Here is a 16,744-nt window from a genome sequence, read left to right as displayed (position 1 = left end):
AAAGGCTGATTATTTTCGCAGCATGTCAAACTTTAATTTCCCGGGCCAGACCGCTTTTTATAAAGGCAAAGTGCGCGATGTGTATACCATCAACGATGAACGGTTGGTAATGATCGCTTCCGACCGTATTTCTGCTTTCGATGTGATCCTGCCCCGTCCGATCCCCTTTAAAGGACAGGTGCTGAACCAGATAGCAGCGTATATGCTCCATGCCACCCGCGATATTTGTGAAAACTGGCTGCAGCAGGTTCCGGCCCCCAATGCCTCCATAGGAATCAAGTGCATTCCGTTTAAAATTGAGATGGTGGTTCGGGGGCATTTAACCGGGCATGCCTGGAGAACCTACCAGTCTGGAAAACGGGAATTATGCGGGGTGCCGCTGCCCGAAGGCATGCGGGAAAATGAAGCATTTCCGACACCGATTATTACCCCCAGCACCAAGGCTGACGAAGGGCACGACGAAGACATCAGTAAAGAAGAGATCATTCGCCAGGGACTGGCCTCAGAAAGTGAATGGAACGAACTGGAGCGATTGGCACTGGCGCTTTTCAAACGCGGACAGGAACTGGCGGCAAAGCAGGGCCTCATCCTTGTAGATACCAAATACGAATTTGGCAAAAAAGACGGCGCGATCATGCTGATGGATGAGATCCATACGCCCGACAGTTCCCGGTATTTTTATGCCGATGGATTTGAAGAACGTTTGGCAGCCGGCGAAAAGCAAAAACAGCTCAGCAAAGAATTTGTACGGGAATGGCTCATCGCCAACGGCTTTATGGGCAAGGAAGGGCAAACCGTTCCGGAAATGAGCGATGACTGGATCCAAACCATCTCGAACCGTTATATCGAATTATACGAAAAAGTGATCGGAACCGCGTTTCAACCGGAGCCGGTAAGCGATGAGGAATTGTATCACCGGATTGTAAAAGCGCTGGAAGCATAAATAAGCCCCGCTGCATTTTCTTTAATGGTTTAGCCTGTGCTTCCCGCGGTTGTACCTTAAAGGGCACCACCCAGCGCCCGGATGTATTTATCAATATACAGCTGTTTGTCCTTCGACCGATATTGCTCAATATAACGGGGATGCTCCAATACAATGGCTTTATCAAATAAGCGGGCAGCAGCATTCAGCTTATTGATAAACGCTGCGTTTTTCTTTCCCAGGATAAACACCTCCGAAGTATCCAATCCCAGGCTGATATGCTTTTTCATCGACGCAATCATAAATGGTTTTACCATTTCAAAAAGCGCCGGATCGTCATAATAGTTCGCATTCACCCATTTGCTTCCTTCTGTGCTCCGGACAATTGCCAGCGGGAAGGGCGAATTGATGTAAAATTCATTATAAAAGCGGGCCGCACCACCCCAGGCTGCAATCACATCATACATAAATACCGAGGAGACTTCATGCGTGTAAGCCGACTGCATCCTGATACCACAAACCTGTTCCAGTCTTTTGGTATCGGTAAAGGGTACGCCTGTTACGCCAGCCCCGTGGCGGCTTGGATTAATGCCGATGATAAATTTCCGCCGGTGGCGATCGTTATAATATCGATTATAAAATCTCCGCATCACCTGCAGGGTTTCAGGATTATCCAGGTAGGGATTCATCACCCGGAAGCCATCTGGTAATTTGCCGGTATAATGCAAATGACGATTAAAATCAATTACCTTTTCTGCAACTGTTACCATCACCGCTAAGCTATAAAATAATTCGCTTCGGTTAGCTTAATTTGAGTACGGAAGATGCCGTTAGTTTTCCCGCAAACCTGCATAGATCTGCGGGAAAAAAAAATCATTTCCATCCGCCGCCCAGGGCCCTGTATATATGGGTAACTGCACTAAACTGCTGCTGACGGGTTTCTACCAGCTCCAGCCGCGATTCCAGCGCATCCCGCTGGGTCATCAGTACCTCCAGGTAATCGGCCCTGGCGGCCTTGTACAATTCATTGGATACTGCAATGGACCGGGCCAGGGCATTCACCTCATTGTTCTTCAGCTGGTATTTCTGCTCCAGGTTACCGATATTGGATAGCTCATTGGATACTTCCCGCACCGCGTTTAAAATGGTTTTTTCATATTCATACAGGGCCTGTTGCTGGCGTGCATCCGCGCTGGCAAATTCGGCCTTGATGGCATTTTTGTTGATCAGCGGTCCTGCCAGTTCGCCCGCCAGGGAAAAAAGTACCGATTCCGGCAATTTTGCCAGATAGGACGGTTTGAATGCCTGCAAACCGATTGCCGCGGAAAGATCCAGGGTAGGATAAAAAGCTGCCCGGGCCACTTTTACATCCAGCCTTGCCGCCGCCAGAGCCTGTTCCGCCTGACGGATATCTGGCCGGTTGGCCAGCAACTGCGAAGGAATGCCGGAACTTACCGGGCGGGGCAAGGCTGTCAGGAAGCCGCCGGAAAATCGTTCAACGGGCTGGGGATTTCGTCCCAGCAGAAAATTGACCTTATTCTCCGTTTCCTTTATTTGCTGAAGGATCTCATATTCCCGGCTTTGGGAGTTGAGTACTTCCGCCTCAAACTTTTTAACCGCCAGTTCGGTAGCTCTTGCTGCTTCCTTTTGCACTTTTACAATTTCCAGTCCATTCTTCTGCAGTTGTATGCTTTCCTTTACAATAGCCAGCTGATTATCCAGCGCCAGCAGCTCATAATACGAATCCGCAATCTCGGCTATCAGGTTGGTCACTACAAAATTCTTTCCTTCTACTGTGGCCAGGTAACGGTCTACTGCGGCCTGTTTGCCATTGCGCAGTTTTTTCCAGATATCAGCCTCCCAGGTGGCATAAAGCCCCAGTTCATGATCGCCCAGGATATCGGGCACTTCTTTCCCGGGTTCAATATCCGTGGAAGCATCCCCGGCGCCCTGACTCGTATACCGCCCCACTTTTTCGATCCCGCTGCCGGCTTTAGCCACCACACTGGGCAGCAATTCTCCTTTTTTTACACGAATATCATTTCGTGCAATTTCAATCTCCTGCAGGGTGCTCAGCAGTTCCCGGTTATTGTGAAGCGCTGTATCCACCAATTTCAGCAAATAGGGGTCGGCAAAAAAATCCTGCCATCTTACCGAGGCACTGTTCAGGGTATCCGCCGGCGCCGCCTCAAAGGATGCCGGTGGTGCTGCCTTTACTTCATGGTTCACTACTGCCGGTACTTTACAGCCTTCAATACCAAGAATAAGGACTGCAACACCGGTCAGGTATCGTTTCATACTATTCATTATGATCAATTTCTTCTGTTAACGGATTTTCTTCTTCATCTTCCACCAGGATATGCCGCTCCGATATACGGGCGAATATGTAGTATAAGCCCGGTATAATGAGTACACCGAAGATGGTACCAAACAACATCCCCCCTGCCGCTGCCGATCCGATGGTATGGTTGGCGATGGCACCGGGGCCGGTGGCCACCATCAGCGGAATCACGCCGGCGATGAACGCGAAGGAGGTCATCAATATCGGGCGTAACCGCGCTGCGGCACCTTCAATGGCCGCCTGTGCCGGCGAATGACCATCGCGGTGCCGTTGTACGGCATATTCCACGATCAATACCGCATTCTTACCGAGGATACCGATCAGCATCACCATGGCGATCTGTGCATAGATATTGTTTTCCAGTCCGAAGATCTTTAGAAAGCAAAACGCCCCGAAGATGCCGATGGGCAATGAAAGCAGGATAGGCAGCGGTAATACGAAACTTTCGTATTGTGCCGACAATACCAGGTATACAAATACCAGGGAGATCAGGAAGATGTAAATGGCCTGGTTGCCCCTTCGCGTCTGGTCTTTGGAGATGCCGGCCCAATCGATACCAAAACCCCTGGGCAGTTTTTCTTTGGCCACTTCATTGATCACATCAATGGCCGTACCGCTGCTCACACCGGGCGCCGATCCGCCGCTGATTTCGGAAGCGTTGTACATATTATGCCGGGTAATCTCCGATAAGCCATAGGTCTTCTTCATGGTCATAAAAGCCGAATAAGGCACCATTTCATCGTGATCATTTTTTACATAATAGCTGAAGATGTCCTCTGGCAGCTGACGGTATTGCGGCAATGCCTGCACCATTACTTTATAGGGCCGGTCAAATTTGATGAACCCTGTTTCATAGTTACTGCCTACCAGTGTAGAAAGGTTATCCATGGCGTTCTCTACGGAAACCCCTTTTTGCTTGGCCTTATCATTATCCACTGCCAGTTGGTATTGCGGGAAGCTGGCACTATAGAAAGTAAATACAGACCGCAGTTCCGGCCGCTTGTTCAGCTCTTTTACAAAATCTCGGCTCACTGTTTCCATCAGCTTATAATCACCGGTTCCGGCCTTGTCTAAAAGTCGCAACTCAAAACCTCCTGCGGCACCATAGCCCGGCACGGCAGGTGGCGGAAAAAATTCCAGCGTGGCGCCCTTAATGCCTTTGGCTTTTTCTTCCAGTTCTTCCATTACTTCCTGCATAGAGTGTTTGCGTTCGCTCCAATCCTTCAGGTTGATCAGTACCGTTCCAGAGTTGGAGCCGGTTCCTTCAGACAGCACCTCGTACCCGGCGGTGCTCGATACGGATTGAATATCTTCCATACCCGATGCGATCTTCTGTAGCTGGGCGGCTACGGCATCGGTACGTTCCAGCGTAGATCCCGGCGGGGTAACAATAATGGCATAAAACATCCCCTGATCCTCGCCGGGAATAAAACCTGAGGGTACAGAAACACTGAAGCCCCAGGTTCCGGCAATAAAGGCCACCAGTACCAGAAAGGTGAACGCCCGCCGGTTCACAATAACCGACACCAGCTTTTTATACCAGCCCTGCAGGCTATTAAACCAGTTGTTAAATCCGTCGATGGCGCGGTTTACCACCGTTTTTTTCTTTTTACCGTGCGTGTTTTTCAGGATCATGGCGCACATAGCCGGTGTAAAAGTAAGGGCTACAATACCGGACAGAATGATGGCCGTTGCCATTGTAACCGAAAACTGCCGGTAAAACACACCCACTGGTCCCGACATAAAAGCAATGGGAATAAATACCGCCGCCATGATCAGGGTGATGGCGATGATCGCCCCGCCGATTTCGTGCATGGCCGCCATGGTGGCCGCCTTGGCACTCAGACCCTCACTTTCCATTTTTGCATGCACTGCTTCTACTACTACAATGGCATCATCTACCACGATCCCGATCGCCAGCACTAAGGCAAAAAGTGTGATCAGGTTTAAGGTGATACCCAGGAACTGCATAAAGAAAAAGGTTCCCACCAATGAAATGGGCACAGCGAGAATAGGAATCAGCGTCGACCGCCAGTCGCCCAGGAACAGGAACACCACAAATCCTACAAGAATAAAGGCCTCTACCAGCGTATGTACCACTTTTTCCATCGACGCATCGAGGAACTTGGATACATCATAACTTAACTCGTAATGCATGCCCTTAGGAAAGGAGGATGCTTCGATCTCTTTCAGCTTGGCTTTTACATTTTTGATCACCTCACTGGCATTACTGCCATAGGACTGTTTGATCACGATGGCTGCCGAAGTACGGCCGTTCAGCTTTGAATAAATATTGTAGAATGCACTGCCCAGCTCTATATCTGCTATATCTTTTAAATGCAGTAATTGCCCGTCAGGTCCGGCCTTCAATACAATATTTTCATAATCTTCTTTCTTATTGTAGCGGCCGGTATATTTTAAGACATACTCAAAAGCCTGCGATTTTTTGCCGGAGCTTTCACCCAGGCGTCCCGGCGAAGCTTCCAGGCTTTGATCACTCAGCGCCTCCATCACTTCATTGGCCGTGATCTTATACGCCAGCATGCGGTCCGGCTTCAGCCATACCCGCATGGAATATTCTTTATCACCCAGGATATCGGCAAACCCTACCCCATTTACGCGCTTCAATTCTGCCAGCAGGTTCAGATCGGCAAAGTTGTAAATAAAGCTGCCGTCCAGCTTGGGATCATCGCTGTAGAGGTTTACATACATCAGCATATTGGATTCTTCCCGGGTGATCTTTACTCCTTCACGCACCACCAGGGGTGGCAATTTATTTACCACGGCGGCTACCCGGTTCTGCACGTTTACAGAGGCCAGGTTCGGATCGGTACCCAGCTCAAAAACCACCTGGATGCTGGCCTCCCCGTCGTTACCGGCATCGGAAGCCATATATTTCATACCGGGAATTCCATTGATGGCCTGTTCCAGGGGGATGACCACGGCCTTAATCATCAGTTCGCTGTTGGCTCCGGGATACTCCGCTGTTACATTCACCTTGGGCGGAGAAACCGATGGAAACTGGGTCACCGGCAATTGCGTAAGTGCCAGTATGCCCAGAAAGAGAATGATCAGTGAAATAACAATAGACAGTACGGGCCTGTTAATAAATTTATTAAACATAAAAACGGTTTTGGAATAGCATCAATTAAGGATTCAGCAATTGCAGTTTACGGGCCACTTCACCAGGTGCCGCATATACCGGCTTTATTTTCTGGTCTTCTTTAATGGTTTGCAAACCTTCCAGCAGAATATGGTCGGTTTCAACAAGCCCCTCTCCAATTACATACAGATTGGGCAGCTCGTATTGCACCGTAATATTCCGCGACCGTACTTTATTGTCTTTATCCACTACATACACATAAATCTTATCCTGCAACTCATAGGTAGCCTTTTGCGGGATGACCAGCGCATTTCGAAGCGGGATCTGCATCAGTACCTTGCCGGTTTCTCCGTGTTTTAAAAGCGCATTCGGATTAGGGAATCTTGCCCGGAATGCAATATTTCCGGTGGTATTGTCAAACTCGCCTTCGATCGTTTCAATGTTGCCGGGATAAGGATAATGACCGGCATTGGCCAGTGTTAGCCCCAGTGGCGTTTTGGTAGTGCCGCTGCTGTCGGTTTTGAAATTCAGGTATTCACTTTCAGATACGTTAAAATAGGCATAGATATTACTGTTATCGGATAAAGTGGTCAACAGCGTACCTTCATCGATCAGACTGCCCTGCTTGAACCGGATGCGGTCAATTACCCCGCTGAAGGGCGCACGGATTTCGGTAAAAGATAAATGCGCTCCGGCCAGAGCCATTTCAGCCTTCGCCACATCATATTTGGCTTTAGACAGCGCCAGCTCATTTTTAGAAACGATCTCTTTATCCGCCAGCAGATGGGTATTCTGCATTTCCAGCTCGGCTGAATGGGCCTCAGCCTTTGCTTTTTGATATTCTGCCTCGTAAATTTTGGGCATAATCCGGAACAGCAGCTGCCCTGCCTTTACATATTGCCCTTCGTCTACATAGCTTTTTTCAAGATACCCCTTCTCCTGGGCGCGGATCTCCACATTGCGCACCGATTGTAATTGTGCCACATATTCTTTTACATAATTGGTATCGATCTTTAAGGGGCTGGTAACGGAAAACGATTCGATCTCTGCTTTTTCTTCTTTCTTCGACTTACAGCTTGTTGTTGCGTACGTAATCAGGCACAAGCTGATCAGCAATGCGATTTTGTTCATTGTTGAATGGAAATTTTAAAGGAATACAGCCGCCTCAGCTGGAAAACTGATGACTGCGAAATGGCCCATCTGCGGAGCGGATGTCAGAGGATTAAAAAATCCCGCGGGTTTCAGGCACCAATAAACGCGATGCCTTGTTCCAATCGGTTTGTCCGGGTCTACCGATCATAGCCCGTGCTGCCTGTGACTCTGGCCGCAGTATATTGCCGGGGGTTGGTAATTTTGATTTAAGTTGATATTAAACTATGAAAACATTAACAGATTACTCCATATCACCGGATTGCATATCCGGTATTGAGCGCCGGGTGGTAACTGTTATATACGGATGGAGCGGAAAAAGATATATTTCTCCGGGGTGAGGAATGCAAGATAAGATTGTCCGTATAATTTTTCCCTGTTGTGAACATCGGGATGCCGGCTCTGGATCCAGCTAAAAAAATCGTGCAGGAAGTCTGTAAATGCGTGTTCATGCACTCCGCGGGCCAGATCTTCTTCGTTGTCATCATTGCGATCCAGGAAAAGATCGGGGGGAAAAACGGGAAGATCCGGTGTGGCCGTATAATGCGCCTTTTGGTGTAGAGATGCCCAAACAGGAACACCGTGTTCCGCTTTTTGCACGGGTTTCCATAAAAAAACTGCAGCAAAAAGCAGGCTATAAACAACGATCAGTACACTCCTCCGCTTCATAAAGGCGTAAAATTAATTCTTCCGGCTGTTTTGCAAAAAAATACTTTTCAATTTAAATATTTTATAACATGGTATATCGAACTTCCAGGTCTGGAAACGCTTTTAAACGCTAAGGCCGCAAGGGGGCTCGCAACGTTCGTTAAGCGATAGGGCGACATAGTTCAACGCCCATTGCGTGCGCTGCGGATCCCCTTTGCGTATTCTAAGATTACCGAACTGCAAAACAGCCCCCAAGATTCCTACAGCGCTGTGTCCGCATCTTTTTCGGTCCATTCCACGGCCAGCGCGCCACTGGGACAGCGACGAACCTGCTCAACAATCTGCGCAGCCGAAGCACCATCCACATCTACCCACTTTTTTTCCTTTGGCCGGAATACCTGGGGCAGCTCCTTCCAGCAACGCGTGGCGTGCTGGCATAATTCAGGGCGCCAAACCACCGCAACTGCTTCATTCCGGTAAACAATCCTTTTCGCTGTTTCGGGGTCCCGCCGCATAAACGTGCGCACCCTAACCTGGTTTTCCAGGATCTTGGAGATCGGGCAAGCCCTTGCAATATCCTGCAGGCGCTGTACCTGGTCATCGGGTACAGGTTGAGGAAAATAAATATCACGGTCGATGACCGTGATGGTATTGCCCTCCTTTATTTCACTGTATAAATTTGTGTTAACACGGATCTCCGGCACGTCCCAGCCTTTGCGGTCGATATACATACGCAGGGTGATCAGTGTGCAGGATGCCAGCGAGGAAAGCAATAAGGTATAAGGGTCGGGGCCGCTGTCCCCGCCTCCCTGGCTTAGGGGTTCATCTGCAATAAAACCACCGTTACGCCAGGTAATGGTACATTGGTACTTCTCCGTGCCGATGGCGGCATTTAGCGGTTTTTCGAGTCTGTATTTCATGCGCCTTTATTTAAACGGCAAGCTACATCATTTCTTTTGTTCCGGGCTTAATCCAGGTTAAGTGGTTTGCCACTGCAATACAGGAACACAGATATTTATTGCGGCTACCTGTTGCCAGTGAAATCTTGACAAAATACCGGATACCCAAACTCAATGTTTCAGCGGCAACCAAACAAACGCCCGGAAATATATAAACCAATTCCATAATTGTGTAACACTGCCGCCGGATACCTGGGCGAACTTTGCAGAGAATTATAAAATGATTTATTTATGACAACCGATCCGTTAAATGCAATAGCCATCCCGCTGGAAGGGGTAGAAAGCGAACACTGTGCTCTTATTGTAGATAAAGGGCTGGACAAGGTAGGGGGTATTGCAGCACATAAAGTGGAGCTGAACAACCGCCGCGCACTGATCACCACCGATGAAAATGAAGTGGTGGCCAAAGCCGTATCGGCCATCCGGGATCTCGGCTACGATGTGCCCACTGTAAAAAAGAATATCCCGGTACTGGACATGACCTGTGCTTCCTGCGCCATCAGCGTTGAAAGCATGCTAAAAAGCCAGCCGGGGATCGTGTCGGCTTCGGTAAATTTTGCCACCACTTCCGTAGCGGTAGAATATCTGCCCAATATTACGGACACGGCCGCTATGCAAAAAGCGGTGCAGTCGATCGGGTATGACCTGCTGATCGAAAGCGCAGCAAAAGAATCCGAAACACTGGAAGCCATCCACCAGCAGAAATTCAATGTGCTTAAAAAGAAAACCCTGTGGTCGGCCCTGATTACGGTTCCACTGGTGATCATCGGTATGTTTTTTATGGACATCAACTATGCCAATGAGATCATGTGGGTACTTTCCACACCCGTGGTACTTTATTTTGGAAAGGATTTCTTTATCAACGCATGGAAACAAGCCCGCCACCGTTCCGCCAATATGGATACATTGGTAGCCCTCGGTTCGGGGACGGCGTACCTGTTCAGTGTATTCAATACGCTGTTCCCTTCGTTCTGGCATAACCGCGGATTGCATGGCCATGTATATTTTGAGGCCGCAGCGGTGATCGTTACATTTATTCTCCTTGGGAAACTGCTCGAAGAAAAAGCAAAAGGAAATACATCTTCAGCGATTAAAAAGCTAATGGGATTACAGCCGCAAACCGTCACTATCATCCGTACCGATGGCCGGGAAGAAATACAGTCTATTGAGAATGTACATAAGGACGACATCATCCTGGTGAAGCCTGGTGATAAAATAGCCGTAGACGGCATGGTTACAGCAGGAAGTTCTTACGTTGATGAAAGCATGCTGAGCGGGGAGCCGGTGCCGGTATTAAAAAACGAAAAGGATGCTGTATTCGCCGGCACCATTAATCAAAAAGGCAGCTTCCGGTTCCGAGCCGATAAAGTAGGGTCCGAAACCATGCTGGCCCAGATCATCCGTATGGTACAGGAAGCCCAGGGCAGCAAGGCCCCGGTGCAGAAACTGGTTGATAAAATTGCCGGCATCTTTGTACCGGTGGTGATCGGGATCGCCATCCTGGCCTTTGCAAGCTGGATTGTACTGGGCGGCGATAACGGCTTTACACAGGGACTGATCGCCTTTGCAACCGTGCTGGTGATCGCATGTCCCTGTGCGCTGGGATTAGCCACTCCTACTGCAATCATGGTGGGTATTGGCAAAGGCGCAGAAAAAGGGATCTTGATCAAAGACGCGGTAAGCCTGGAACTGGCCAAAAAAGTGAATGCCGTGGTACTGGACAAAACCGGTACCATCACGGAGGGAAAGCCGATGGTTACCGACAGTTACTGGCAAAATGAGGCAGCAGCTGTACAACAGATCTTCTACAGTATTGAAAAGCAATCGGAGCATCCGCTTGCAGAAGCCGTGGTAAAACACTTCGGAGATTTGTCCACCACCGCGATCACCGATTTTGAAAGTTTAACCGGCCGCGGCGCCAGTGCCCGGGCCGGAGGCGCCGTCTACTACGCCGGCAACCGCCGGTTGCTGGGTGAAAAAGGAATCCGGATCGATCCTGCGTTGCAGGAAAAGGCGCAACAATGGAGCAATGCATCCAAAACCGTGATCTGGTTTGCCGATGCACAACAGGCTCTGGGCGTATTTGCCATTGCCGACCAGATCAAGCATTCATCCCGGCAGGCCATACAGACTTTAAAGCAGGCCGGTATCGAGGTATACATGCTAACGGGCGACAATGAAGCAACCGCCGCCGCCATTGCCCGGCAAACCGGTATCGGCGCCTATAAGGCAGAAGTACTACCCGAACAGAAAGCCGCTTTTGTAAAGCAGTTACAGGCCGCAGGTAAAACCGTAGCCATGGTGGGTGACGGCATCAATGATAGTACCGCATTGGCCCAGGCAGATGTAAGCATTGCCATGGGTAAAGGCAGCGATATCGCAATGGATGTGGCGAAGATGACCATTATTTCTTCCGACCTGAATAAGATCCCGGAGGCCATTCAATTATCCCGGCAAACGGTAGCCACCATCCGCCAGAACCTGTTCTGGGCCTTTATCTACAATATAATCGGCATTCCGGTGGCAGCAGGCATCCTGTACCCTATCAACGGGTTCCTGCTCAATCCCATGATTGCCGGGGCTGCAATGGCACTGAGCAGCGTAAGCGTGGTCACCAATAGTTTGCGCCTTAAATGGAAACGGTAAAACATGTAAGAATACCCCGGAATGATGTAACAGTCCGGCAGTAGGTTTAAACGAAATTTGTAATCTAAACAGTAAAAAATAATACACATGAAAACAATTCAGATCTCCATTCCCGATATGCAGAGTGCCCATTGCCAGGTACGTGTTCAAAACGCGCTTAGCAACATAGAAGGTATACATGTAAATGGAATAACAGCGGGCCAGGCAACCGTAGCAGTAAATGACGCGCAACAGCAGTCCGTTGTTACCGCGGCAATTGAAAAAGCCGGCTATACAGTGGCAGGCATTGCATCCGGAAACGACCCGCAGCCAGGCGCGGCCCTTCAGTTTAAAACAAATATCAACTGCGGCGGCTGTGTGGCATCTGTAAGACCGGCGCTGGATGGCAACAATGGCATTGCCGAGTGGCATGTAGATACGCTGAGCAAGGACAAGATTCTTACCGTAAAAACTGCCGGCGCCACCCCTGAAGACGTTATCAACACCGTTAAAAACGCCGGCTTTAAGATTGAGCCCGTTTTATAGCAGTTGACATTCTGAAGCCATTAAGACATTAAACACAGTTTGTTCTGTATGATCTTCATGATACCTTAACTTCCTAATGGTTTTCAGAATATTCCTTAAACAGCATCTTAAACCGATATAAAGAACATATGAATCATCTTTCCCATCCCCTTTCCGGATCCGGTATACAAATGCATCTGTTAACAGCACCCGAAACAGTTACTGCAGATAAGGCAATATTGCTTTCATTTAAACCGGTCCGTCGTGCAGGATCCGGCGGTCCTGTAACATTGGTGCCACAACACGAAGCCGCATTCCACCTGATCGTGCTGAATGAAGCGCTTACCTGGTTCCGGCACCTGCATCCGGTGTTGCAGGCAGATGGCAGTTATACAGTAAGGGTTACTTTTCCAGCCGCTGGCAATTACCTGTTGTATGCGGATTACCAGCCGGAGGGGGCATTGCCGGTCGTAGATAAAATAGCACTGCAGGTTTCAGGCAACAGCCAGCACCTGGTGGCAGCGGGAAGTGAAAAATTAACGGCAACTACCGGTGACTTTACTATTTCTATCGATCTTTCCGCACCCTTGTACACCGGAGCATCCTTACACCTGCCCTTCCGGATCGAGCGTGAAGGAAAACAGTTGCATGCAGGAGCTTTATCGCCGTATCTGGGCGCCGTGGCACACCTGATCCTCATTCACCGGGATGATAAGGACTTCCTGCATATTCACCCGCAGGCAGGTACGGATGTTCCGGTGGTGGCGCATACGCAATTTGAAAAAGCCGGCAATTACCGGATATGGATTCAGTTTAATGTAGATGGTACTGTATATACGGCCGACTTCACGCTGGATGTAAAAGATGCGGTTCATGGTACTCCGGTACAACAACACATCCATCATCATGGATAGATCCACCACTATTGAATATTGATAAGCCCTGCATGAGCGCAGGGTTTTATTTTTCAGGTCACCCCAATATCAGGCTGAACAGTAATCCTTTTAAGGACAACGCTTCTGCCGGGGCAGGGAGTATATAACGGGATCCGATGCGCCACTCCACAGCGGCCGTATCCGGCGCGGGGGTCCTCTGCGAGAGACCCTGCTTAGAAGACAGATTATCCCATACCAGGCAGAACAGCACTTCCCCTTTTAAGGACTACACTTCCGCTGGAGTCCGAAAACATATAACAGCATTCAGTGCTTCAGCGCCTCAGTAACCGTACCGGGGTATCAACATAAAAATAATCGTTGCATTAAAAAGAAACAGGATATCTTGCGGAGGAAATATCCCCCCATGCAACGATACAGGAACCTTCTTTTTTATGTGTTAACAATTGCCGGAGCTATTGCGATTATCTGGTGGATCCTGACGATGGGTAACCAGTTACAATCGCAAAAAAATATTAAATCCATTATCGAAAGCAAGCCGGCATTGGGGATTCCGTTTACCGCGGTGCTGCGGCACAATATCCGGGAACCGCTGGCTATCCTCCTATTGCAGATCTTTGTGATCCTGCTGGTGGGATCATTAATGGGCTTTCTGTTTAAAAAGCTTAAACAACCCCGCGTGATCGGTGAAATGGCCGCGGGCATCCTGTTGGGCGCCTCGTTCCTGGGCTATTATTTCCCCGAAGTATCGGCCTTTGTTTTTCCGCCACAGTCGCTGGGCAACCTCAACCTGCTCAGCCAGATTGGCCTGGTACTGTTCATGTTCATTGTAGGACTGGAACTGGATCTGTCTATGTTGCGGGGAAAAACCAATGCAGCGGTAATGATCAGTCACACCAGTATTATTGTGCCTTTTACGCTGGGCGTGGCTACTGCTTATTTTACTTATCAGCAATTTGCACCTACGGGTGTACAGTTTATTTCTTATGCCTTGTTTATCGGCATTTCGCTAAGCATTACTGCTTTTCCCGTGCTGGCCCGGATCATACAGGAACGGAACCTCTCAAAAACAAACCTCGGTGTGCTGGCCATTACCTGTGCCGCTGCCGACGATGTTACGGCCTGGTGTATCCTGGCATTGGTGATCGCAGTAGTCAAAGCCGGATCTGCCTGGAGCGCCCTCTACACGATCCTGCTGTCCATTGCCTATATCCTGGTGATGATAAAAGTGATACGTCCGCTTATGGGCAACTACTACCGGAAGGTAAACAACCGGCTAACGGTTCCTTTTATCGCTGTATGCATGATCATCCTGATCGCCTCTGCCTATCTTACCGATGCCATCGGTATCCATGCCCTGTTTGGCGCCTTTGTAGCCGGTATGGTGATGCCGGCGGATATGGAGTTTCGCACGCAACTGATTGAAAAGATCGAAAGCGTGGCCCTGCTCCTGCTCCTGCCCCTGTTTTTTGTTTCTACAGGGTTGAAAACACAGATTGCGTTACTGAATAATGCCGCGCTCTGGAGCATCTGTATTATTGTGCTGATTATTGCCGTAATTGCCAAGTTTGGTGCCAGCGCTGCTGCGGCGCGGTTTACCGGTCAGTCCTGGAGCGAAAGCCTCCAGTTGGGAGCCCTGATGAATACCCGTGGTTTGACAGAGCTGGTGGTACTCAATATCGGGTATGACCTGGGGGTAATTTCAAGAGAAATTTTTACTATCCTGGTGATCATGGCCCTGTCTACAACCCTGATGACCGGGCCGGCGCTGAACCGGATCCAGAAACTGTTTAGAGCGTCATAGGAATCATTTGAAAATGTGAGAATGTGGATAGTGTTCCTGTCTGATGTCATGTATCCTGATGGAGTATCGTCAGCAATTGGTTATCAGAAATCAGAGATCAGAAATGAGAACAAAAGCACATCAGGGCGTAAGAACGAATCCGACTTTGAACGTTAAACGTTGAACTTTAAATCCCTGGAAACACATCAGGTATAAAACGGATCCAATCTCAAATTTTAAACCTGGAACCGTTTTTCTAAAGGAGCCGGGAACTTTTCCGGATTTTTTTTGTTGATGACTCCGGAGATTCTCAATAAAGGGTTGATTGGTTATATTTTAACGATCCAATCTTTTGTAAACTAGCTTTTTTCGTTTATTTTCACGTACAAATTGACAAAACAATGGAAGACAATTATTCAAGAAGTACACCAGACAGTATTTTTTCCAGGAACGAAGCGGTAGGCTCCCGGTCGCGCTCCTTCCTCGCCAATGTATTTACCTATATGTTCGTAGCATTGGGGATTACTGCCGTAGTGGCCTATTTTTTTGCGAGCGATCCAGAGCAATACATCGCCCCGATTATATCCAATAAGCTCTTATTTTATGCAATTGTATTTGCGCCACTCGGATTTGTTTTATTGATGTCCTTTGCCTTCAACCGGCTTTCTGCGCCTGTTTTAATGGCATTACTGCTGATTTATTCTGCTATAAACGGGATCAGTTTTAGTTTTATTTTACTGGTTTATACCACTACTTCTGTCTTTGGCTGTTTCCTTACCGCAGCGCTGATGTTTGGGATCATGGCCGTAATGGGTTATACCACCAAGCAAGATCTTACTTCCATGGGACGTATCATGATGATGGGACTGATCGGTATCATCATTGCCTCCATCGTGAACATTTTCCTCAAAAGCGATTCTATGGGGTATATCATCAGCTTTATCGGGGTAATCGTGTTTACCGGTTTAACCGCATACGATGTGCAGAAATTAAAACGGATTGGTGAAGGAATTGATGAGGAAGGCAACGTGATTGCAGGTGATGTAAAGAAGCTGGCCATCATGGGTGCTTTAAGTCTTTACCTGGATTTTATCAACCTGTTCCTGATGCTGCTGCGTTTGTTTGGAAGAAGAAACTAAACAATTTAAATCTTATTTTTGAAAGCCGGTTTTCCCGGCTTTTTTCTTTTAACCAGCTTTTATGAATCTACCGGTTATCTTCACGGCAGCCATAAAAAAAGAAACCGTTGCTGCAATTGTTGAATGGATCGGTGCCAATCAAAAGCGGTTTGATCAGTTGTTCGGGCTTTTTTCAAAGGGCGAACCCCGCGTGGTACAGCGGGCCGCCTGGCCCCTGAGCTACTGCGTCATCCGTCATCCGGAGCTAATTACACCGCACTACGGGAAGATCATCCAGCTATTGAATGATCCGGCACAACCGGCCGCTGTAAAAAGGAATATCCTGCGTTTGATGGATCAGGGCCCGGAAACACCCAAAAAATTTCATGGTCCGGTCATGGATAGCTGTTTCCGCATACTGGAAGATCCGGAGGAAACGATCGCCTCCCGTGCCTTTGCCATTGGCATCCTCTCCCGTATGACGGACCGTTACCCGGAAATATTACCCGAATTGAAAACAGCCTTGGAATTTGCGCTGCCCAACGCTTCACCGGGTGTACGCAGCAGGGCATTGAAGGTGTTAAAGAAAAAATGAGGAAAGCCACAGAGGCACCGGGACGCTGAGATGCTATTTCTTTCCCCCGCGTCGTTGCTCCTTTGCGTCGTTGCATGAAACCA

General features: G+C 48.7%; 13 protein-coding genes. 7 read left to right on the top strand and 6 right to left on the bottom strand.

The annotated features are described in order from the left end of the window. Positions 1-22 precede the first annotated feature (22 nt). The gene (locus LL912_RS04090) at positions 23-943 is read left to right on the top strand and encodes a phosphoribosylaminoimidazolesuccinocarboxamide synthase (protein ID WP_235552284.1); all 921 of its coding nucleotides are present in this window, start codon (positions 23-25) and stop codon (positions 941-943) included. Between the two features lie 56 nt (positions 944-999). On the opposite strand, the gene LL912_RS04085 is transcribed toward LL912_RS04090, so the two are convergent. The 6 genes from LL912_RS04085 to LL912_RS04060 form a co-directional block, all read right to left on the bottom strand. Then, a complete protein-coding gene (locus LL912_RS04085; RefSeq protein ID WP_235552551.1) occupies positions 1,000-1,692 on the bottom strand; it encodes an SMUG2 DNA glycosylase family protein in 693 nt (230 codons plus the stop codon). A 103-nt stretch (positions 1,693-1,795) separates the two neighbouring features. Next, positions 1,796-3,220 carry a TolC family protein gene (locus LL912_RS04080; RefSeq protein WP_235552283.1) on the bottom strand — a complete coding sequence of 475 codons (1,425 nt, stop codon included), beginning with the start codon at positions 3,218-3,220 and terminating at the stop codon, positions 1,796-1,798. A gap of 1 nt (position 3,221) precedes the next feature. Further along, positions 3,222-6,386 (bottom strand): efflux RND transporter permease subunit, encoded by a 3,165-nt coding sequence (locus LL912_RS04075; protein WP_235552282.1) that lies wholly within the window; start codon positions 6,384-6,386, stop codon positions 3,222-3,224. A 25-nt stretch (positions 6,387-6,411) separates the two neighbouring features. Further along, the gene (locus LL912_RS04070; protein WP_235552281.1) at positions 6,412-7,497 is read right to left on the bottom strand and encodes an efflux RND transporter periplasmic adaptor subunit; all 1,086 of its coding nucleotides are present in this window, start codon (positions 7,495-7,497) and stop codon (positions 6,412-6,414) included. Positions 7,498-7,812: 315 nt separating this feature from the next. After that, entirely contained in the window at positions 7,813-8,184 is a 372-nt protein-coding gene (locus tag LL912_RS04065) for a hypothetical protein (RefSeq protein WP_235552280.1), read from the bottom strand. A 239-nt stretch (positions 8,185-8,423) separates the two neighbouring features. After that, positions 8,424-9,083, bottom strand: a complete 660-nt coding sequence (locus LL912_RS04060) for a (4Fe-4S)-binding protein (protein WP_235552279.1) — start codon at positions 9,081-9,083, stop codon at positions 8,424-8,426. A gap of 270 nt (positions 9,084-9,353) precedes the next feature. On the opposite strand from LL912_RS04060, the gene LL912_RS04055 reads away from it, so the two are divergent. From LL912_RS04055 to LL912_RS04030, 6 genes are all read left to right on the top strand, one after another. Continuing rightward, entirely contained in the window at positions 9,354-11,768 is a 2,415-nt protein-coding gene (locus LL912_RS04055) for a heavy metal translocating P-type ATPase (RefSeq protein ID WP_235552278.1), read from the top strand. 87 nt (positions 11,769-11,855) lie between these two features. Then, positions 11,856-12,293 (top strand): heavy-metal-associated domain-containing protein, encoded by a 438-nt coding sequence (locus tag LL912_RS04050; RefSeq protein WP_235552277.1) that lies wholly within the window; start codon positions 11,856-11,858, stop codon positions 12,291-12,293. 128 nt (positions 12,294-12,421) lie between these two features. Continuing rightward, on the top strand, positions 12,422-13,186 hold the full coding sequence (locus LL912_RS04045; protein ID WP_235552276.1) for a hypothetical protein: 765 nt from the start codon (positions 12,422-12,424) through the stop codon (positions 13,184-13,186). 385 nt (positions 13,187-13,571) lie between these two features. Continuing rightward, the gene (locus LL912_RS04040) at positions 13,572-14,969 is read left to right on the top strand and encodes a cation:proton antiporter domain-containing protein (protein ID WP_235552275.1); all 1,398 of its coding nucleotides are present in this window, start codon (positions 13,572-13,574) and stop codon (positions 14,967-14,969) included. A 380-nt stretch (positions 14,970-15,349) separates the two neighbouring features. Next, the gene (locus LL912_RS04035; protein WP_235552274.1) at positions 15,350-16,087 is read left to right on the top strand and encodes a Bax inhibitor-1/YccA family protein; all 738 of its coding nucleotides are present in this window, start codon (positions 15,350-15,352) and stop codon (positions 16,085-16,087) included. Between the two features lie 61 nt (positions 16,088-16,148). Continuing rightward, entirely contained in the window at positions 16,149-16,661 is a 513-nt protein-coding gene (locus LL912_RS04030; RefSeq protein WP_235552273.1) for a hypothetical protein, read from the top strand. Positions 16,662-16,744: the final 83 nt, after the last annotated feature.

Origin of the sequence: Niabella agricola (genome assembly GCF_021538615.1) — a bacterium.
In the GTDB taxonomy this organism is placed as follows: domain Bacteria; phylum Bacteroidota; class Bacteroidia; order Chitinophagales; family Chitinophagaceae; genus Niabella; species Niabella agricola.
This window is presented reverse-complemented; position numbering and strand designations above follow the sequence as displayed.